The organism is Amycolatopsis sp. NPDC058340, from assembly GCF_042723975.1.
In the GTDB taxonomy this organism is placed as follows: Bacteria; Actinomycetota; Actinomycetes; order Mycobacteriales; family Pseudonocardiaceae; genus Amycolatopsis.
Window position 1 is genome coordinate 1 of the sequence record NZ_JBHXIB010000068.1, and the last position, 18602, is coordinate 18602.

General features: G+C 68.9%; 22 protein-coding genes. 13 read left to right on the forward strand and 9 right to left on the reverse strand.

Going from position 1 to position 18602, the window contains the following annotated elements; genetic code table 11:
* Positions 1–543 precede the first annotated feature (543 nt).
* Entirely contained in the window at positions 544–1605 is a 1062-nt protein-coding gene (locus ACFWIW_RS38580; RefSeq protein ID WP_378373021.1) for a hypothetical protein, read from the reverse strand.
* Positions 1606–1970: 365 nt separating this feature from the next.
* On the opposite strand from ACFWIW_RS38580, the gene ACFWIW_RS38585 reads away from it, so the two are divergent.
* Positions 1971–2444 carry an RNA polymerase sigma factor gene (locus tag ACFWIW_RS38585; RefSeq protein ID WP_378373022.1) on the forward strand — a complete coding sequence of 158 codons (474 nt, stop codon included), beginning with the start codon at positions 1971–1973 and terminating at the stop codon, positions 2442–2444.
* A gap of 12 nt (positions 2445–2456) precedes the next feature.
* Here the strand turns inward: ACFWIW_RS38585 and ACFWIW_RS38590 are convergent, their stop codons facing one another.
* Positions 2457–3620 carry a pyridoxal phosphate-dependent aminotransferase gene (locus tag ACFWIW_RS38590; protein ID WP_378373023.1) on the reverse strand — a complete coding sequence of 388 codons (1164 nt, stop codon included), beginning with the start codon at positions 3618–3620 and terminating at the stop codon, positions 2457–2459.
* Between the two features lie 29 nt (positions 3621–3649).
* On the opposite strand from ACFWIW_RS38590, the gene ACFWIW_RS38595 reads away from it, so the two are divergent.
* Positions 3650–4948 carry a DUF445 domain-containing protein gene (locus ACFWIW_RS38595; RefSeq protein ID WP_240596015.1) on the forward strand — a complete coding sequence of 433 codons (1299 nt, stop codon included), beginning with the start codon at positions 3650–3652 and terminating at the stop codon, positions 4946–4948.
* A gap of 240 nt (positions 4949–5188) precedes the next feature.
* Here the strand turns inward: ACFWIW_RS38595 and ACFWIW_RS38600 are convergent, their stop codons facing one another.
* A complete protein-coding gene (locus ACFWIW_RS38600) occupies positions 5189–5656 on the reverse strand; it encodes a CGNR zinc finger domain-containing protein (RefSeq protein ID WP_378373024.1) in 468 nt (155 codons plus the stop codon).
* A 93-nt stretch (positions 5657–5749) separates the two neighbouring features.
* On the opposite strand from ACFWIW_RS38600, the gene ACFWIW_RS38605 reads away from it, so the two are divergent.
* The 3 genes from ACFWIW_RS38605 to ACFWIW_RS38615 are packed head-to-tail and all read left to right on the forward strand — an operon-like array spanning position 5750 to position 7185.
* A complete protein-coding gene (locus ACFWIW_RS38605) occupies positions 5750–6118 on the forward strand; it encodes a VOC family protein (RefSeq protein ID WP_378373025.1) in 369 nt (122 codons plus the stop codon).
* A gap of 33 nt (positions 6119–6151) precedes the next feature.
* On the forward strand, positions 6152–6526 hold the full coding sequence (locus ACFWIW_RS38610) for a zf-TFIIB domain-containing protein (RefSeq protein ID WP_378373026.1): 375 nt from the start codon (positions 6152–6154) through the stop codon (positions 6524–6526).
* A gap of 2 nt (positions 6527–6528) precedes the next feature.
* Entirely contained in the window at positions 6529–7185 is a 657-nt protein-coding gene (locus ACFWIW_RS38615; protein WP_378373027.1) for an AAA family ATPase, read from the forward strand.
* Here ACFWIW_RS38615 and ACFWIW_RS38620 read toward each other — a convergent pair.
* The gene (locus ACFWIW_RS38620) at positions 7150–8280 is read right to left on the reverse strand and encodes a methyltransferase domain-containing protein (protein WP_378373028.1); all 1131 of its coding nucleotides are present in this window, start codon (positions 8278–8280) and stop codon (positions 7150–7152) included. The two genes, ACFWIW_RS38615 and ACFWIW_RS38620, sit on opposite strands and share 36 nt — an antisense overlap.
* 151 nt (positions 8281–8431) lie before the next feature.
* Here ACFWIW_RS38620 and ACFWIW_RS38625 point away from each other — a divergent pair, with 151 nt between their 5' ends.
* From ACFWIW_RS38625 to ACFWIW_RS38645, 5 genes are all read left to right on the forward strand, one after another.
* Positions 8432–8839, forward strand: a complete 408-nt coding sequence (locus ACFWIW_RS38625) for a helix-turn-helix domain-containing protein (RefSeq protein ID WP_378373050.1) — start codon at positions 8432–8434, stop codon at positions 8837–8839.
* Entirely contained in the window at positions 8836–9510 is a 675-nt protein-coding gene (locus ACFWIW_RS38630; protein WP_378373029.1) for a hypothetical protein, read from the forward strand. Before ACFWIW_RS38625 ends, ACFWIW_RS38630 begins: the two co-directional genes overlap by 4 nt.
* Before the next feature lie 84 nt (positions 9511–9594).
* Positions 9595–9888 carry a DUF2516 family protein gene (locus ACFWIW_RS38635; RefSeq protein WP_034310520.1) on the forward strand — a complete coding sequence of 98 codons (294 nt, stop codon included), beginning with the start codon at positions 9595–9597 and terminating at the stop codon, positions 9886–9888.
* Positions 9889–9901: 13 nt separating this feature from the next.
* A complete protein-coding gene (locus ACFWIW_RS38640) occupies positions 9902–10456 on the forward strand; it encodes a YbaK/EbsC family protein (RefSeq protein WP_378373030.1) in 555 nt (184 codons plus the stop codon).
* Positions 10453–11886: an aromatic amino acid lyase gene (locus ACFWIW_RS38645; RefSeq protein ID WP_378373031.1), complete on the forward strand. Its 1434-nt coding sequence runs from the start codon at positions 10453–10455 to the stop codon at positions 11884–11886. The genes ACFWIW_RS38640 and ACFWIW_RS38645 overlap by 4 nt, the downstream gene beginning before the upstream one ends.
* Here ACFWIW_RS38645 and ACFWIW_RS38650 read toward each other — a convergent pair.
* Both ACFWIW_RS38650 and ACFWIW_RS38655 read right to left on the reverse strand, forming a co-directional pair.
* A complete protein-coding gene (locus tag ACFWIW_RS38650) occupies positions 11883–12599 on the reverse strand; it encodes an ABC transporter permease (RefSeq protein ID WP_378373032.1) in 717 nt (238 codons plus the stop codon). The genes ACFWIW_RS38645 and ACFWIW_RS38650 overlap by 4 nt on opposite strands.
* Positions 12596–13282, reverse strand: coding sequence for an ABC transporter permease (locus tag ACFWIW_RS38655; RefSeq protein WP_378373051.1), 687 nt, complete (start codon positions 13280–13282; stop codon positions 12596–12598). Before ACFWIW_RS38655 ends, ACFWIW_RS38650 begins: the two co-directional genes overlap by 4 nt.
* Positions 13283–13455: 173 nt before the next feature.
* Here ACFWIW_RS38655 and ACFWIW_RS38660 point away from each other — a divergent pair, with 173 nt between their 5' ends.
* From ACFWIW_RS38660 to ACFWIW_RS38670, 3 genes are all read left to right on the forward strand, one after another.
* Positions 13456–14352 carry an ABC transporter substrate-binding protein gene (locus ACFWIW_RS38660; RefSeq protein WP_378373052.1) on the forward strand — a complete coding sequence of 299 codons (897 nt, stop codon included), beginning with the start codon at positions 13456–13458 and terminating at the stop codon, positions 14350–14352.
* A 301-nt stretch (positions 14353–14653) separates the two neighbouring features.
* Entirely contained in the window at positions 14654–15088 is a 435-nt protein-coding gene (locus ACFWIW_RS38665; RefSeq protein WP_378373033.1) for an SRPBCC family protein, read from the forward strand.
* Positions 15089–15187: 99 nt separating this feature from the next.
* Entirely contained in the window at positions 15188–16186 is a 999-nt protein-coding gene (locus tag ACFWIW_RS38670; protein WP_378373034.1) for an NADP-dependent oxidoreductase, read from the forward strand.
* 55 nt (positions 16187–16241) lie between these two features.
* Here ACFWIW_RS38670 and ACFWIW_RS38675 read toward each other — a convergent pair whose 3' ends face one another.
* From ACFWIW_RS38675 to ACFWIW_RS38685, 3 genes are read right to left on the reverse strand one after another with little or no spacing between them, the layout of a single operon-like run.
* The gene (locus ACFWIW_RS38675; protein WP_378373035.1) at positions 16242–16871 is read right to left on the reverse strand and encodes a pyridoxamine 5'-phosphate oxidase family protein; all 630 of its coding nucleotides are present in this window, start codon (positions 16869–16871) and stop codon (positions 16242–16244) included.
* Positions 16872–16886: 15 nt separating this feature from the next.
* Positions 16887–17771, reverse strand: a complete 885-nt coding sequence (gene purU / locus ACFWIW_RS38680) for a formyltetrahydrofolate deformylase (protein ID WP_240596001.1) — start codon at positions 17769–17771, stop codon at positions 16887–16889.
* On the reverse strand, positions 17749–18408 hold the full coding sequence (locus ACFWIW_RS38685; protein WP_378373036.1) for a DedA family protein: 660 nt from the start codon (positions 18406–18408) through the stop codon (positions 17749–17751). The genes purU and ACFWIW_RS38685 overlap by 23 nt, the downstream gene beginning before the upstream one ends.
* Positions 18409–18602: the final 194 nt, after the last annotated feature.

Sequence of the window (18602 nt, forward strand, 5' to 3'; positions counted from 1 at the left end):
CGCTCCCGGCCGACCCACCTCCCCACCGCCCCTGGTTTTGCTCTTTTGGGGTGGGTGTGTGGTGCGCAACCACCCACTCTCCCGCGCCATACCCCCGGGCCGGGAACGGAAATAGCCGGTGCGCCGGCGGGGCGGCCGATGCTCCAGGGAGGGCATCGGCGCCGCACGACCAGCGCACCGGCTATCCGGCCCGCCCCGAGGCCGAGACCTCGGGACGGGCACCGCGGCGGTTACCCGGCACAGCCCCTCGACGTGCCGGGAACCGCCCGCGGTTCAGGCGGACTTCGAGCTTGGCCGGCTCCTGCTCGGCGCGGTGAGCAGAAGCCCCCGGAGTCCACCCGGTGCTGGTCCCGGCGCCGCAGGGGCAGCGCGGCGCCGGGGCCGGGATCCGAACCGGCCGGGCGCGGTCGGCCGTTCGGAAAGACAGTGGGGTTGCCTGAAAAAGGGGCAGGCGAAAGCGGCTTGAGCCAGAGGATTCAACAGCCGTCGAAACCAGAAGTTGATCTTGGTTTGGACGTGGTTCTCCCCGGCGACCCGGTCAGGTCAGTCGGGGGAGGTGGCGGGAAGCGCGGCTTCCCGGCCGGTGCGCTCGCCTTCGTGGTCGCAGCCGGTCCCGAGGAGCTTCAGCTGCGTGGCGGGGATTCCGGAGTCGAGCACGGCGAGCGGCCCGCGGCCGCCGCCGGTGTTGTCGTGTCCGGGCTGGACGGTCGTCGTGGGCGCGACCGGGGCCACCGGGGCGCTCGGCAGGCCACCGCCGCCGCCACCCGAGCCGCCGCCGTCCGGGGACGCGTGCGTGTCGGACTCGGCGGGCGCGGCCGGAGCGGGCTTGGCGGCGTACTGGACCCGGACGGGCAGTGCGACGCGGTGGTTCTGGCTCGCCGCGACCGGAACGGGCTTCTCGGCGGGGACGAGCGGACGCGGCTCCGGCGTGGCGGGCGCGTCCTGCGTGACGGCCTTCGCCGGGACGGCGATGGTGACCGAGCCGCCCGCCGACTCGCCCGAGCCGCCGCCGAAGACGGGGTCGAGCATGTCGCCGGTGCCCGGCAGGATCGCCGGACCGCCGGTGCAGCACGGATTCGGCGTGACGATCGGTGCGACGACCTGGTCACCGATTCCGTCGACGACACCGACGACGCCGCCGACGGTTTCGACGACACCGCCGACCGTGGTCGTGACGACGTTCAGCACGCCACCGATGAGGCCACCCAGCAAACCGTTGGACGCCTGGGGTTTCGCCGTTTTCGTTTCCGGCTCCGGAGAAGAAGTCTTCTCGACGGAACTCGTGCTCGAAACCGCTTCGTCCTCCACAGTGGCCTCGGGCTCGTTCGAGGTTTCGGTGGGCTCAGCGGGTTTCGCGGACTCGTTCGGGGTGGAGTCCGAAGTGGACTCGTTCGGAGTAGTCGTTTTCCCGGTTCCGGCTTCGTCCGCGGGCTGGACCACGGAGGTCTCCGGCGACACGGGAGGCTGTTCGTCGGCCGAAGCCGGGGTGCTCAAAACGGCGCCGAGGAGCCAGCCGGTGAGCGCGAGCCCGCCCGCGAAAAGAATTCGCGTGCCGGTCTTCCAGGAGGTGGGGGCGTGACGGCGCACGACTGCCGGACCACTCACAGCAATCACCACCGTCCGCGCCTGAAACCCACGTTTTCCGCGTGAGTTCGATCTTTCTTGGGGTCTCTTCCGGTCAGGTCGCAGTTCCCCCGGGGCTGCACCAGTTTTAGCACCGGAGGGGAGTGTTTCACCTCAGCCGCCAACGATCCAGCCCGTTAGGCGGAACGACGCAACCGGCTCCGGTGCCTGGAGTACCGAAGTTGATCACTCTCGGTATGTGCCCGGCGGCCATCCGGGGACGGGTGGAACTACTCAAATCCTCGGTGACCTGACCTTTTCCGGATCCCGGATGCGGTGTGTGCCGTCGAAGTCGCGTTCGGTGATCGGTGCGGCGGGCGCAAGCCGCCGGGAGGGGAAGGTCCGGGATGTGGGACGTGAACGCGGTGTCGGCGGCGGTGCTCAAGGCGCTGAAGACCTACCGGCTGAGCGAAGCCGACGCCAAGGACGTCTGTCAGGACGCCTGGCTGGAACTGCTTCGCGTGCCCGGCGCGCTACGTGACGAAGCGAAGCTCGTGGCTTGGCTGACCACCACGGCGCGGCGTCGCGCGCTCCGGATGATCACCAGGAACAGGCGCGAATCGCCGCGTCCGCTGCCCGGTCCGGAGCCGACCCCGGAGGCCGAGGTCGTCCGCGCCGAACGGGACCGCGCGCTCTGGGCGGCGGTCGATCGCCTGCCGGATTCGCATCGACGGCTGGTGCGGCTGCTCGCGCACCGGCCGGAGCTGTCCTACGCCCAGCTCGCGGGCGAGCTGGGCATCAGTCCGGCCAGTGTCGGCAGGCTTCGAAGACGGTGTTTGGACCGGCTCAGACGGACACTCGAAAAAGGAGGCTGGGCGTGAACATCGGACGGGTCACCGAAGTTTGCGCAACCGGGTGACGGCTTCGTCGATGACCTCGTTGCGTTTGCAGAACGCGAAACGCAGAAGGTGTTTCCACTCTTCCGGGTGATCGGTGAACACCTTTACGGGCACGGCCGCCACGCCCACCCGTTCGGGGAGCTCCCAAGCCAGCTCAGCGGCGTCGTCGAAGCCGAGCGGGCGGACGTCGGCGCAGACGAAGTACGTCCCGGCGGTCGGCCGGACGGCGAACCCCGCCTCCGCGAGGCCTGCCGCGAGCCGGTCCCGTTTGCCCTGAAGGCTCGTGCGCAGCTCCTCGGCCCACGGCAGTTCGTGGTCCAGCGCGTGGGCGACGGCGGGCTGGAACGGGCCGCCCGAGACGAAGGTGATGAACTGCTTCGCCGCTTTCACCGCGGCGACCAGTTCGGGGCTCGCGCAGACCCAGCCGATCTTCCAGCCGGTGCAGTTGAACGTCTTGCCCGCGCTGGAGATCGACACGGTGCGGTCGCGCATCCCGGGGAAGGTCGCCAGCGGGACATGCTCGGCGTCGTCGAACACCAGATGCTCGTACACCTCGTCGGTGATCGCGATCAGGTCGTGCTCCACACAGAGCGCGGCGACGGCTTCCAGCTCGGCGCGCGTGAACACCGTGCCGGTCGGGTTGTGCGGCGAGTTGATCAGGATCGCCCTGGTCCGGCCGGTCACCGCGGCGCGAAGGCCCTCGACGTCCAGCGCGAACCGGCCGTCGCGTTCCACCAGGCCGACGACCCGCCGCTCGGCGCCAGCCATGGCGACCGCGGCGGCGTACGAGTCGTAGTACGGCTCGATGACGATCACCTCGTCACCCGCCTGCGTGAGCGCGATCAGCGACGCCGTGATGGCCTCGGTGGCACCGGCGGTGACCAGGATCTCCGTGTCCTGGTCGTACTCGACGCCGTAGCGGAGCCGATGCCGCGCGATCGCCGCGCGCAGCTCGGGCCGGCCCGGACCCGGCGGATACTGGTTCGCACCCCCGAACAGCGCGTTCTTGGCGGCGTCGAGCATTCCGGCGGGCCCGTCGGTGTCGGGGAAACCCTGGCCGAGGTTGACGGCTTCGTGGCGGACGGCGAGTGCCGTCATCTCCGCGAAGATGGTCGACGTGAAGGGCTGGAGGCGGGGTACGAGGACAGGTTCGCGCACGATCAGCCATCCTCACGGACAATGGCGGTGTGGAGCAACTGACGCCCGCCAAGGTGACCCCAGCCGATCCGCCCGGTGGAACCGCCGCCGAGGAGGAGAAGCGCCGCGGCCTGCGCAAGATGAAGATGGTCGCGTTGTCGTTCCTGCTCGGCGCGACGGTGATCTTCCTGCTGACCAGCTGGGCCGAGGCCGCGGGCTGGCCCGCATGGGTCGGCTACGTCCGCGCGGCCGCCGAGGCCGGGATGGTCGGTGCGCTCGCCGACTGGTTCGCGGTGACGGCGCTGTTCCGGCATCCGCTGCGGATCAAGATCCCGCACACCGCGATCATCCCGAACAAGAAGGACGCGCTGGGCAGCAGCCTCGGTGACTTCGTCGGCTCGAACTTCCTGTCCGAGTCCGTGGTCCGCGAGAAACTGAGCCGGGTCGAGGTCTCGAAACGGCTCGGCGGCTGGCTTTCGCAGCCCGCCAACGCCGAACGCGTGACGTCCGAGCTGGCCACCGTCGTGCGGGCGGCGGTCAAGGTGCTCCGCGACGAAGACGTCCAGGCGATCATGGAACAGGCCGTGGTCAAGCGGATCGTGGACAAGCCGTGGGGCCCGCCGCTCGGCAAGATCCTCGAAGGCGTGTTCGCCGACGGGGCGCACCACAAGCTGGTGGACCTGATGTGCGACCGCGCCTACGAATGGGTGCGGGACAACCACACGACGATGCTGCGCGTGGTGTCGGACCGGGCGCCGAGCTGGTCGCCGAAATTCGTCGACGAGATGCTCGCGGACAAGGTCTACGGCGAGGTGCTGTCGTTCGTCTGGGCGGTGAAGACCGACGTCAACCACCCCATGCGGCTGGCGCTGGACAAGTTCCTCGGCGAGTTCGCCCAGGATCTGCAGACCGACCCCGAGGTGATGGCGCGCGCCGAGCAGGTCAAGTCCCAGATGCTGGGGCACGACGAGGTGCAGAAGCTGATCGGTTCGGCCTGGGCGACGGCGAAGGAGATGCTGCTCAACGCCGCCGAGGACCCGTCGAGCGAGCTGCGGCGCCGCGTGCGCACGGGCCTCGAGACGCTCGGGGAGCGGCTGGTCTCCGACGAGCACATCAGGTCCAAAGTGGACACTTGGGTGGAGGGCGCGGCGGCCTACGTCGTCACGCACTACTCCAAGGAGATCACCACGATCATCACCGACACGGTGGAGCGCTGGGACGCCGAGGAGACCTCGCGCAAGATCGAGCTCCAGGTGGGCCGGGATCTGCAGTTCATCCGGATCAACGGCACGGTGGTCGGCGCGCTCGCCGGCCTCGTCATCTACACGGTCGCGCAGCTGCTCTTCTGAGCGGCCGCGCCTATACCACACTCCGGAGGCCGCACCGGGAGTTGTCCACAGGAAGTGGAGTCATCCCCAGGGTTATCCACAGCTTTTCACGTTTTTGGCCTAACGGTGTGCACAACCCCTGGGGGTAACTCGGGGGTGGGTGACACCAGAAGTTGTGGTCGTTCGGGTCCGGCGGGTCATGGGTCGAGCGGGGCTGAAGGATGCTTTCAGCCCACGCCGCACCTCAGTCCGGGCCGCGGGTCAGGTCGAGATGTCCGCGGTCCGGGCGCGCCAGGCCCGCGCCTTTTCGCGGTTCCCGCAGGCCCGCATCGAGCACCACGTCCTCGACCGGTTCCGCGATTCGTCGTAGAACGCCCACAGGCAGTCGTCCGCCGGGCAGATCTTGAGCCGGATCCATTCGCCGAGCACGGTCAGCCGGGTCGAAGCCGCCAGCACCGCCTCGCAGACCGTTTCCGAGACCAGGAGCGGGCCTTCGGCGCCGAGGACGATCTCCGCCGGCGCGCGCAGGCCGAGGCGGGGGAGCCGCGGGTCGCCGATCGCGGCCCGCAGGGCGTCCCGGGTTTCGCGCGCGGCCGCGGGGGTATCCGCTCGCAGCCGGTGATCTCGGGCCCAGCGTTGCCAGGACTCCAGCTCGTCCAGGAGGTCGGTGCCGCGTTCGACGTTCACCGTGTTCAGAAACTCGACCACCAGGGACGCGTCGGTGTTCACCCCGCCAAGTGTACGGGCGAGACCGGTTGTCATCGGCTTTGATAACCCGCATACTCGTTTCACTGGTTACTCGATCATTCTGGAGGCTGACCCATGGGTGCGGTACCGACCTTCGGCGCGGTGGCTCTCGACTGCCCTGATCCGGTCGCGCTGGCGGAGTTCTATCGCGAGCTGCTCGACTGGAAGGCGGCCGAAGTCGCCGAAGACGGCCATTGGGTGACCCTGCGGAACCCGGAGGGCGGCGCGCGGTTCTCGTTCCAGCGCGTGCCGGACCACCGGCCGCCCGCGTGGCCGTCCGCCGAGAATCCGCAGCAGGCGCACGTCGACCTCGACGTCACCGACATGGAGGCGGCTCACGAGCGCGCGCTGGCCATCGGCGCGAAGCTGCTCGACGACTCGCCGGAGACCTTCCGGGTGTACGCGGATCCGGCGGGACACCCGTTTTGTCTGTGCGCCTGCTGACCTCGCGGGAGAAAAATGCGTAATCTCTGATACGTGATTTGTCCGAAGTGCCAGAACGCCATGAAGACCGTCGACAAGAACGGCATCCACATCGACCAGTGCCAGGGATGCCGCGGCATCTTCCTGGACCGGGGTGAGCTGGAAGCCATCACCAACGCCGAGAGCTCGTACTACGGCGGGCATCAGCCGCCTCCGCCGTATCAGGGAGGTGGACACGCGCCGGCTCCGCATTACGGACGGCCGGACTCCCCGCGGCCGCATCGCGGCGGCTACGCGGACTCGCCGAAGGGCTACCGGGGTGGTTACGCCGACTCGCCCAAGGGTTACCGCGGCGGGTACGCGGACTCTCCGCACGGCTATGGACACAAGCGTCGCAAGGGTGGCTTCCTCGAAGGCCTCTTCGACTGACCGTGGTCCTCGATCTCAAGATCTGCCCGGCCTGCGGCGATCGCGCCGAACGGCCACGAGTCGAGAGCGGGCTGCTGGTGTGCGCGGTATGCGCGCACCGGTGGCCGTTCCGGCGCCTTCCGCTGTTCGCGCTGACCGGTCCGAGCGGGGCGGGCAAGTCGACGGTCGGGCCGCTCCTGGCGCGACGACTCGGCGATCTCGCGCTCGTGGTCGAGCAGGACGTGCTGTGGACCGGGGCCTTGCGCGACGACGTCCCCGGTCATCCCGCGTTCCGTTCGACCTGGTTGCGGATGGCGGCGATGCTGCACCAGAACGGGCGGCCGGTCGTGCTGTGCGGCACCGTCGCGCCGCCCGAGTTCGAGCGGTTGCCCGAGCGTGTCTTCTTCTCCGACATCCATTACCTGGCGCTCGTCAGCGAGCCCGAAGCGTTGCGCAAGCGTTTGCTCGCGCGGCCCGCCTGGCGCGAGTGGGACGAGGAGCGCGTCGAGGAGATGCTGGAGTTCAACGCGTGGTTGCAAGCGGAAGCGCCCGCGATGGAGCCGCCGGTCGAGCTGTTCGACACCACCCACATCCCGGTCGAAGACGCCGTCGACCACGTCGAGAAGTGGGTGCGAGGCCTGCTTTCAGGGGCTCAACGGCCAAGTGCGGCCATCGGGTGAATCCAGCCAGATCACCTGGTCTTCCCCGTCGAGGCTGAGCCCGAACCGGTCCCGCCCCGGCTCACCGAGGCCGAGCCATTCCTCGTACGCGGCTTCGACGCTCTCCCACAGCCGCCGCGGGCCGCCTTCGGCCACTTCGAACCCGTCGCCCGCCTGCCGATGGCGCAGCCATGAGCCGTCCGGATGAACCAAGACGGTGCTCTGACCGTCCCGCGAGGCCGTCACACCCGGGAGGCAGAGCCCGGCGAAGAACTCGAACCGGCTGCGGACCTCGGTGATCACCCCCATCGGCAGCCGCGTCGGCCGCCAGGTGACGGCCCCGTCCGGCGTCTTCGACTGCTTGAACCGGTGCGCGCGCAGCGGCATGAAGCGCCCGTCGCGCGCGAGCACCCGCCCGCGTCCTGTCGCGCCTTCGCCCGCGACGATCCGGACGAGCCCGCCGCCGATCGGCCGGTTCAGCGTGGTGAGGATCAGCCCGCCCGGCATCGTCTGCGCCAGCCACGCGGGCGGGATCGACGAGACCGAACAGGTGCAGATCACCCGGTCGTAGAGCACTCCCGCCGGGAAGCCTTCGGCGCCGTCGGCGGCCGCGCACGAAGGCACGTACCCGATCTCCGCGAGCCGTTTGCGCGCGGCGTCGACGAGGTCCGGGTCGATGTCCACTGTGTACACCAGCCCGGCACCGAGCCGATGGCACAGCAACGCGGTGTTGTACCCGGTGCCCGTGCCGATCTCCAGTACGCGATGTCCGTCGGCGACCCGGAGCTCTTCGAGCATGATCGCCATGATCGACGGCTGGCTGGACGAACTCGTCGGCGTTCCCGGCTGCGCGCCGAGATAGCGCGCCCGTTCCCAGAGCCCGGAATCGTCGTCCAGCTGGACGACCAGCACGTCCGGGGAGTAGACGCGTTTGAGCCAGTCTTCGTCGCCGTGCTCGACCGCGGCCCAGCCGTTCGCCGCCGGGACGAAGAACCGCGGCAGGAAGACGTGCCTCGGCACGGAGCGGAACGCGGTCATCCAGCGCGCGTCGTGCAGCACGCCCTCGGCGAGCAGGTGCTCGACGAGGCGCCGCCGCAGCCGCGTGGCGTTCGACATCCCTCCACGGTAGCGGGGTGAGCACCAACACACCCGATGGTTGCAAGCAGAGTGCTTGCAATTGCTAGCACTCGGGCGTAGCGTTGAAGACGTCGCGAGGAGGTGACCGATGTCAGACACCGACCGGGATCAGCCCACATCGGGCGGACCGATGGAGAAGGTCGCGGACATCGCTTCCGACATCGGCGAGTACATCCGCCAGCAGCGCAGCAACGCGAAGATCTCCTTGCGGCAGCTGTCGAAACTCGCCGGCGTGTCCAATCCGTACCTGAGCCAGATCGAGCGCGGGGTCCGCAAACCCAGCGCGGAGATCCTGCAGCAGATCGCCAAGGGCCTGCGTATCTCGGCCGAGGCGCTCTACGTGCAAGCGGGAATCCTCGATCTGCCGACAGGTGGCCCGGTCGGCGACGCGATCCGCGCCGACACCGAGCTGACCGAACGGCAGAAGCAGGTCCTGCTCGACGTCTACGAATCGTTCCGCCGCGAGAACGCCGCCGCGAAACCCGAGCAGGCGGCCGAGGCGAAAACAGAAGCCACCGAAACCAAGGAGTCAGCATGACCACGGCCACCAAGACCGAACGCAAGCACACCGCCCTCGACCAGGTCCGCACGCCGCTGCTGGCCGCGCTGGGCGCCGGCAACCTGGCGGGCCAGGCCGTCGTCGACGCCGTGTCGAAGGCCAAGGAGAAGGTCGTCGAGGGCAGCGAGACCGCCCGCAAGAACATCGAAGAGCTCCCGCACGACGTCGAGGGCCTCCGCGAGAAGCTCGACCCGGCCGAGCTGCGCAAGGTCATCGACGAGTACACCGAGGCCGCGCTGAAGCTGTACAACAAGCTGGCCGAGTCCGGTGAGCAGGCGTGGGACAAGATCGCCGCGCAGCCGCAGGTCAAGAAGGCCATCGAGCAGCTCGAAGACGCGATCAGCACCGCGCAGGACCGCGTCGAGGGTGCGACCACCGACGCCCGTGAGCGCATCGACACCGTGCTCGGCAAGGTCACCAAGGGCACCCGCTCGGCGGGCGAGAAGACCGCCCGCAAGGTGACCGAGGTCGCAGGCGAGATCGCCGACGAGGTCGAGGAGATCGGCGACGACCTCGCGCACGAGACCCGCTCGGCTTCGCGCAAGGTCGCCAACAAGACCGCGCCGAAGACCACGGCCACCGCGCGCCGCACCACCTCCAGCCCGGCCGCCAAGAAGCCGGCCACCGCGCCGAAGACCACCGAGAAGTAAGGTCCGCGTGAATTCCCGGGCCCCTGGCACCCCATCGGTGCCGGGGGCCCGGGTCATTCGCCCGGTTTGACGTAAGCTGAGTTCGTGTTCGTTGCCACCTGGATCCTCATCGCCATCCATTGGGGCGGCGCGCTGACGGGGCTGTTCGCGTTCGTGCACGCGTTGTTGCAGCGTGCGGACGCGTATTCGGCCGCCGATCGGAAGACCAAACCCATCTGGATGCTCATCACCGGTGGGTCCACCGTGGTGCTGACGTTCTTCCAGTTCTACGGCGGCGGCATGATCCTGTGGCTGCCCGCGCTGGTCGCGGTCCTGGTCTACCTCGTGGACGTCCGCCCCAAGCTCATCGAGGTGCAACGCGGCGGCCGTAACTGGTGATTAAGGTGGCCCTGTGACTGACTGGACCATCGCCGGAAGCCTCACCGTCGTCCCCGCCCTCACCCGCCCGGATCTGCTCGCCGAGCCCGTCGCCAAGGCGCTCGCCGCCCTGCCCGATCCGGACGCCGTCGGCGTCGTCGAGATCGACGCCGAGCTGGCCGACACCGCCGCCTTCTGCGAGGCGTACGGTTCACCGCTTTCCGCGTCCGCGAACTGCGTCGTCGTCGCCGGTAAACGCGCCGGCGAGGTCCGCTTCGCCGCCGCGATGATCCTCGCCACCACCCGTGCCGACGTGAACGGCGTGATCAAGCGCCGTCTCGACGTCCGCAAGGCCTCCTTCGCCCCGATGGACGAGGCCGTCTCGCTCACCGGAATGGAGTACGGCGGCATCACGCCGGTCGGTCTCCCCGCGGAGTGGCCGATCCTGATCGACCAGCGTGTCGCGGACGAACCCGAACTGGTCATCGGCAGCGGCATCCGCGGCGGCAAACTGCTGATCCCCGGCCCGGTCCTCGCATCCCTGCCCGGCGCCGAGGTGATCGACGGGCTCGCGCGTCCCGTCGAGTGAGGCTGTCCACAAAGGACTTCCCGCTGGTTTCGGCCTTCGAGGCCGAATTCCTGGAGATCGACGCCGCGCTGCTCGCCGCCATCGGTGAGAACCGTGCCCGCGTCCTCGCCGCGCTGACCGAGCGCCCCGTCTACGGCGTGAACACCGGGATGGGGCGGCTCGCGGGGGTCGCCGCGCCCGCGTCGAGCGCGCACCAGCGGAACCTGCTGATCGGCCGTGCCGTCGGCGGCCCGCCCTGGCTGTCGGCCGAGGAAGTGCGGTGGCTGCTGCTGGTTCGCCTGCGGGATCTGCTCGCGCCCGAGGCGGGCGCGAGCCCGAAGCTGGTGACCTTCCTCGTCGACCGGCTGAACGAGGGGTTCACCCCCGCCGTGCCGCGGACGGGGCTGGGCAGCGCCGGCGAGATCATCCCGCTGGCGCACGCCTTCCAGACCTTCCTCGGCGTCGGGACCGTGCTGGTGGACGGCGTCGAGACACCCGCGTCGGAGGTGCTGGCGGAGCCGTACGAGCCGGGTCTCAAAGAGGCCGCGACCCTCATCCAGGGCTCGCCCCTGGCGGAGACGCTCGCCGCCTTCGCGCGGACCGAAGTCCAGCAGGTGGTGGACCTCCAGACGCTGGCCGCCGCGATCGCGATCGACGTCCTCGGTGCGCCGCAAGCGGTCTATCGTCCCGCGCTGGCGGGAGACGACCAGGTGCTGGAGTCGGTGCTGTACGAAATCGGCGGCTTGCTCGACAGCGCAACCGTTCGCCCGGGAGTCGTCCAGGCGCCGGTCTCCGTGCGCGTCGCGCCGCGTGCGATCGCTCACCTGACGCGGGTGAACGGCGAGCTTGGCGATGTCCTGCGGCGGTCGGCGCCGACGGACTCGCCTGCCTTTCTCGACGGTGAATTCGTGTCCACCACGGGGTTCCACGCCGTCGAGCTCGGGTTGCGGATGGACGCGGTGACGGCGGCGCTGGCGCATCTCGGCGAAGTGAGCGTGCAGCGGACGCACCGGTTGCTCGACGAGCGGTTCAGCGGTCTTCCCGCGCAGCTCGCGGTGGATCCGGGGCCGCAGGCGGGGCTGGTCCCCTTGCACAAACGCGCGGTGGGGGAGCTGCACGCGTTGCGGCGGCTGGCCACGCCCGCGACGTTGGGTTCCGTCGACACGTCCGGTGGGCAGGAGGATGTGCAGGCGTTCGCCTGGGCGGCGGGGAACCAGCTCCGTGACGCTTGCGCGCGGATGTTCGCCATCACCGCCTGCGAGCTGATCACGGGTTCGCAGGCGCGATTCCTGGCGCCCGGGGAGGGTTCGCCTCGGCTCCGTGCCGCTTACGAGTGGCTGGGCGGACTCGTTCCACCGCTCACGGAGGATCGGCCGCTGGGGCCCGAGGTCACCGCGTTGATCGCCGTGCTGCGCGATTCGTACTTCAACGACCTGACGACACTGGACTAGGTACGGGCATCCGCGCGGGACTGGATAGCCAGCCCGCGCGGAGTCACCCAACGCGTGACGAGCGCGAAAACGCCTTCGCACACCAAAGCCAGTACGACGACCGCGATGCCACCCGCCAGGATCTCGCCGTGGCCGGGATCGCCGAGGGCGAAACCGTCCACAATGTACCGTCCGAGCCCGCCGCCGTCGTTGACGATCGCGCCGATCGCGACCGTCGCCACCAGTTGCAGGAACGCGACGCGGGCACCCGCGAGGATGACCGGTGACGCGAGCGGCAACTCCAGGCGCAACATGATCTGCCACTCGCGGTAGCCGGTTCCGCGCGCGGCGTCGACGGTTTCCTGCTCCAGCTGGATGACGCCCGCGTAGGTGTTGGTGAACAACGGTGGCAGCGCCAAGGCCACCAGCGCGAGCATCAACGGCCAGAACGTCGTGTCGGCTTCGAGCCGGGAAGCCAGGAACCAGAACAGGATCACGAGCCCGAAGCTGGGGATCGCGCGGCCGATGTTCACCGCGCTCGTCGCGAGGAACTGCGCGCGGCGGTAATGCGCCAGCCACAACGCGGGCGGGATCGTCAGCACGGCCGAGATCGCCAAGGCCAGCAAGGAGAACTGGAGATGTTCGACCGTCCGGTACGGCACGCCCGCCGGATCCGTCCAGCTCCAGCGGTTCGGTTCGCCGAACCACTCGATGGTCTGATCGATGATGCTCATCGCGACGCCGCCTTCCGCGACCACGGCGCGAGGGCGCGCCCACCGAGCCACAGCAGCAGATCCACCACCACGGCCAGTACCACGGAAAGCACGACGCCGACGATGATCGACGTCGGGTTCGGTGTCGCGGTCTGGATACCGTTGCGGATGAAGTACCCGAGGCCACCCTTGCCGAGCATGGAAGTCACCGTCACGAGCCCGATCGTGGTGACCGCCGCGACCCGCAGGCCCGCGATCACCACCGGCAGCGCGAGCGGGAGTTCGACCTGCCACAGCAACCGCGAACGGGTGAAACCCATGCCTATCGCGGCTTCGCGGACTTCCTTGGGTACTTGTTCGACGCCGGTGACGATGTTGCGGATGAGGATCAGCAACGTGTACGTCGCCAACGGGATCACCGCTGTGGTGAAGGACGTCAAGCCGGTGAAGGGAACCAGAACGGCGAAGGCGCCGAGACTCGGAATGACGTACAAGGAACCGGCCGCGCCCAGCGCGATCACGTAGAACCACCGGCGACGCAGCGAAATCGCGGAAACACCGATCGAAACCACCAGTCCGATGGCGAGCGCCGCCGCGGTCAGGGTGACGTGCTCACCGAGCCGCTCGAAGATCTCGTCGAGGTGGCGGTCCACCCACCGCCATTCGAAGAGCGGCCGTCCACCCTGGGCGGGAACGGGGAACACGGAAGAGGCTCGCACCGGCCGACCTTACCCCGTTCGGGGTGTCGGATTCCGTTCTCTGGGAGCGCAAGGGGCGCAACTCTCAAAATGTGGATTCTGTCGTGACCCGGAGATACTGTCCATTCCTCTGAACGAGTCATAGGAGTGTGCACGTGCGCTGGACACGGAATGTTCGAGTGGGCGCGGTGCTCGCCGCCGCCGTCCTCGGTATGACCGCCTGTGGGGGTGGCGACGAAGCGGCGGCCCCGGCCGCGCAGAGCAAAGGCGGGGCGCCGATCGTGGTCGCCTCGTTCAACTTCACCGACAGCGTGATCCTCGCCGAGCTGTACGCGAACGCGTTGGAGGCCAAGGGTTATCCGATCGCCCGCAAGCTGAACCTCGGTTCGCGCGAGCTGATGTACCCGGCACTGAAGTCCGGCGAGCTCCAGTTCGTCCCGGAGTACCAGGGCGCCGCCATCAGCACCGGCTTCGGCAAGGAGGCCGCGAAGGACGCGGCGGGCGAGCACGAACAGCTCAAGAAGCTGTTCGAGCCGTCCGGCATCGGCCTGCTGGACTACTCGCCGGCGGAGAACAAGAACACCTACATCGTGAAGGCCGATCTCGCCAAGGAGAAGGGGCTGGCGAAGATCAGCGATCTGGCCAAGGTCGGTGACATCACCGTCGCCGGCGCTCCTGAGTGCGCGGAGCGGCTTCCCTGCTTCAAGGGCTTCACCGACGTCTACAAACTGAAGGCCACGTTCCAGACGGTGCAGGAGGCGGGCCCGCGCGTCGAACAGCTGCGGTCCGGCAAGGTCACCGTCATCCCGGTCGACTCGGTGAGCCCGCTCGTCGGCGACCCGCAGTTCGTGGCGCTGGAGGACGACCTCGCCATCGTGCCGACCGAGAACGTCGTGCCCGCGGTGAACAAGAAGGTCCTCGACGAACGCGGCGCCGACTTCGCGGCCGCCGTCAACGCGGTGAGCAAGGCGCTCGACACCGGGCAGCTGCGCGAGCTGAACAAGCGCGTCGACTCGGACGGCGAGAAGCCGGCCGACGTCGCGAAGGAGTGGCTGAAGGAGAAGTCCCTCATCTGAGGCTCTTCGCAAGTGAGCCGAAGGGGTCTTTCATGGCGAAATTCGCCGTGAAAGGCCCCTTCGTCGCATCGGGGCGCCTTCCGCGCATGGTGGCTCCCGAGCGGCGGCTCCCGAGTGGCGGCCCCGAGGTTGCGAAAGCCACTTTCGCAACCTTCAACGTTGCGAAAGTGGCTTTCGCAACACGGTGCCCAGCCCTGTGCCGCCTTCGCCGCCGTGCTCGCGCGAGGGGCCGCCCGTTCCCCCTGCGAGCAGCGGTGGAATCGTGGACGCTGTCGTTGCAACACGGGTGAAAGGGAGTGGGATGGGAAAGGTCACGGCCGTCGCGGAGCGCACCATCGAGGCGCCGGCGGACAAGGTCAGGGCGCTCGTCGCGGACTACGCCGAAACCCGGCCGAAGCTGCTGACGGAGCACTACCGCGACTACGAGGTCACCGAAGGCGGCGTCGGCGCGGGCACGAAGGCGCGCTGGAAGCTGCAGGCGACGTCGAAGCGCGTGCGTGACGTCGCCGCGACGGTGACGGAGCCCGCCGAAGGCACCCTCGTCGAGACCGACGCGAACTCCAGCATGGTCACCACCTGGACCGTCCGTGAGGTGCCGGGCGGCAGCCTCGTCCGCATCGAGACCAGCTGGGACGGCGCGGGCGGTATCGGCGGTTTCTTCGAGAAGACCTTCGCGCCCGGTGGGCTCAAGCGGATCTACGAGGGCGTGCTCGGCAAGCTCGCCGAGGTCGTGTAGCGCTCGCCACAACCGGAATGGGCGCCCCGGTTCCCTCGTTGTACCCCACGTGAATACGGGGCGATCGCCCCGCTTCGGCAACAGACTTGGAGTTACCTCGTGAACGCAACCGAGATCCGGCTCGCCTCCCGTCCGCACGGTGTCCCGACGCTGGAGAATTTCGAGATCGCCGACGTCGAGATCCCGGTACCCGGCGAGGGGCAGATCCTGGTCCGCAACCAGGTGCTGAGCGTGGATCCGTACATGCGCGGCCGGATGAGCAGCGCGAAGTCCTACGCCGAGCCGTACGAGGTCGGCAAGGTGATGCACGGCGGCGCCGTCGGTGAAGTGCTCGAGTCCACCGTGGACGATTTCAAGCCCGGTGACATCGTGCTGCACGGCCTCGGCTGGCGTTCGCACGCCGTCGTCGCCGCGAAGCACGCGGTGAAGGTCGACCCGGAGGCCGCCCCGGTCACGGCGTACCTCGGCGTCCTCGGCATGACCGGGCTCACCGCGTACGCCGGGCTGCTCGAGGTCGCGGAGTTCAAGGAGGGCGACACCGTCTTCGTGTCGGGCGCGGCTGGCGCCGTCGGGTCCGTCGTCGGCCAGCTGGCGAAGCTGAAGGGCGCGAAGCGGGTCATCGGCAGCGCGGGCACGGACGACAAGGTCAAATGGCTGACCGACGAGCTGGGCTTCGACGCGGCGTTCAACTACAAGGACTCCCCGGTGATCGAGCAGCTGCGCGCGGCGGCGCCCGAAGGTATCGACGTGTACTTCGACAACGTCGGCGGCGAGCACCTCGAAGCGGCCATCGACTCGATCAACCTGCACGGCCGCATGGCGATCTGCGGGATGATCTCGGTCTACAACAACACCGAACCGGCCGCGGCGCCGCGCAATCTCGCGTCGATCATCGCGAAGCGGTTCACCATGCGCGGCATGCTGGTCGGCGACCACTACGCGCTGCAGCCGCAGTTCGTGCAGGAGGTCGCTCCGCTGGTCGCGTCCGGGCAGCTGAAGTACTCGGAGACCATTGTGGACGGTATCCGCAACGCGCCGCAGGCGTTCCTCGATCTGTTGGGCGGGGCGAACACCGGCAAGATGCTGGTTCGCGTCTGACCCTGAAGCGAAGGACGCTTTCCCCGCATCTCATGCGAGGAAGGCGTCCTTCAGCTCAGTACTGCGTCGTGAGCGCGCCTTCGGTCAGCGCGGCGTCCAGCGCCTCCGCCGACATGTCCAGCTTCATCTGGTCACGGAAGATCTGACCCGCCGTCGGCAGGCTGGACCGCTCCGGCCACGTCTCCGGCTTCCACAGCGACGACCGCAGGAAAGCCTTGGCGCAGTGCATGTACAGCTCTTCGACCTCGACCAGGATCGCCAGCGCGGGCCGCTTCCCCTTGACCACGAGGTCGTCGAAGAACGGCGCGTCCGCGACCAGTTTCGCGCGGCCGTTGATCCGCAGGGTCTCGTTCATCCCCGGCACCAGGAACAGCAGCCCGGCATGCGGGTTTTCGAGGATGTTGGTCTGGCTGTCGAGCAGTTTGTTGCCCGGCCTGTCCGCCAGCACCAGCGTCTTGTCGTCGAGCACCTTCACGGAACCGGCCGGGTCGCCGCGCGGGGAGACGTCACAGGTCCCGTCGGACGACGCCGTCGCCAGCAGGTAGAACGGCGAGTGCTCGATCAGCGTGCGCGCGTGCGGATCGAGGAAGGGGATGATCTTCCCCTTGGTCCGCTCGGCCGGATGGCCGAGATGCTCACGCAGCGCTTCGTGCGTCTCGATCACTTTGATCTCTGAGGTCCCCATGAACCCAGTGAACCGCTAGAACACGACAGTCCGGTTCCCGTGCACCAGCACACGGCCCTCCAGATGCCACCGGAGCCCGCGTGCCAGCGTCACCTTCTCGATGTCGCGGCCCTTGCGGACCATGTCCTCGACCGAGTCGCCGTGGTCGACGCGGATGACGTCCTGGTCGACGATCGGACCCGCGTCGAGGTCGGCGGTGACGTAATGGCAGGTCGCGCCGATGAGTTTCACCCCGCGCGCGTGGGCCTGGTGATACGGCCGCGCGCCGACGAACGACGGCAGGAAGCTGTGGTGGATGTTGAGCGCCCGCCCGGCCCATGCCTCACACAGCTCCGGCGGCAGGACCTGCATGAACCGCGCGAGGACGACGGCGTGCGGGTCGTGCTCGTCGACCAGTTTCCGCACTTCGGCGAACGCGGACGCCTTGGCGGCGGGGTCGCCGGCGGGGAACGGGACGTGGTGGAACGGGATGCCGTGGGCGCGGGTGATGTCGCCCAGCGACGCGTGGTTGCCGATGACGGCGGCGACGTCGACGTCCAGCTCCCCGGACGCGACCCGGCCGAGCAGGTCGTAGAGGCAGTGCCCGGCCTTGGAGACGAGGATCACCGCGCGGCGGCGTTCGCCGGTGTCGCTGACCTGCCAGCTCGACTCGTCCGAAAGTGACTTCGCGACCTCGGCGAAGCGCGTACGCAGTTCGGCGGCGTCGAACGGGAGCGAATCGGCGCGCACGACCTGGCGGGTGAAGAACCAGCCGGTGTCCGGGTCCGTGTGATACGCGGCTTCGACGATCCAACCGCCGTGCTCGGCGAGGAAACCCGAGATACGGGCGATGATGCCGGTGCGGTCAGGGCAGCCGAAGGAGATCACATAGCGACGTTCAGGGTTCGACACGCACACCATTGTCGCTGGTCCCGGCCGCCGCGCGGCGCCGGGTCAGGATGCGGACCCGGACGCGCCGCCCGATCTCGATCGCCGCGACCAGCAGCAAGCCGAGCGCGAAGGACAGCAGAAGGCCCTTCTCCGGCTCGTTCGCGAAGGCCGCTCCGCCGACGAGTCCGATCAGGACGCTGTACACCGCCCAGATGCCCGCGCCGAGGGCGTCGAGCGGGACGAACTTGCGCGGCGGGTAGCCGAGGCTGCCGTTGGCGAGCCCGCTCGCGACGCGGCCGCCGGGCAGGTAGCGGGCGGCGAGGATCAGCAGGACGGCGTTGCGCCGCACCTGGATCTTCGCCCATTCGTAGCGCCGGACCCCATCCGGACCGCGTTGCAGGCGGGCGAGTGCCCTCGGGCCCGCGGCGGCGCCGACGGTGTAGCCGAGACAGTCGCCCAGCCAGGCCCCGAGCGCGGCGATCAGCGCGAGCAGCGCCAGGCGCGGGAAATCCGTGCCGATCAGGACGGCGACGGTGATGACGGTGGTCTCGCTCGGCATGAACGGCAGGAGCGCGTCCAACCCGGACACGAGGAACACGATCACCCAAAGCCAGGGCGATCCGAGCGTGCCCTCGAGCAGCCCGGTGACGGACTCCAGCAGTTCCACGGTTCCATGGTGATCACCGCAGGTCGCTTTGGGGTGACGGAGCGGGGTTCGACCGGTGAATTCCTAGTCCGGAGGTCTTCGGGTACGCAAAGGGACGACACACGTGACGGAGCGGACGACACACGTGATCAGGCGGACGACCGGCAGATCGCCGAACGCCTCGCCGACCAGCGGCCGTTCTGGCGTCCGGGCAC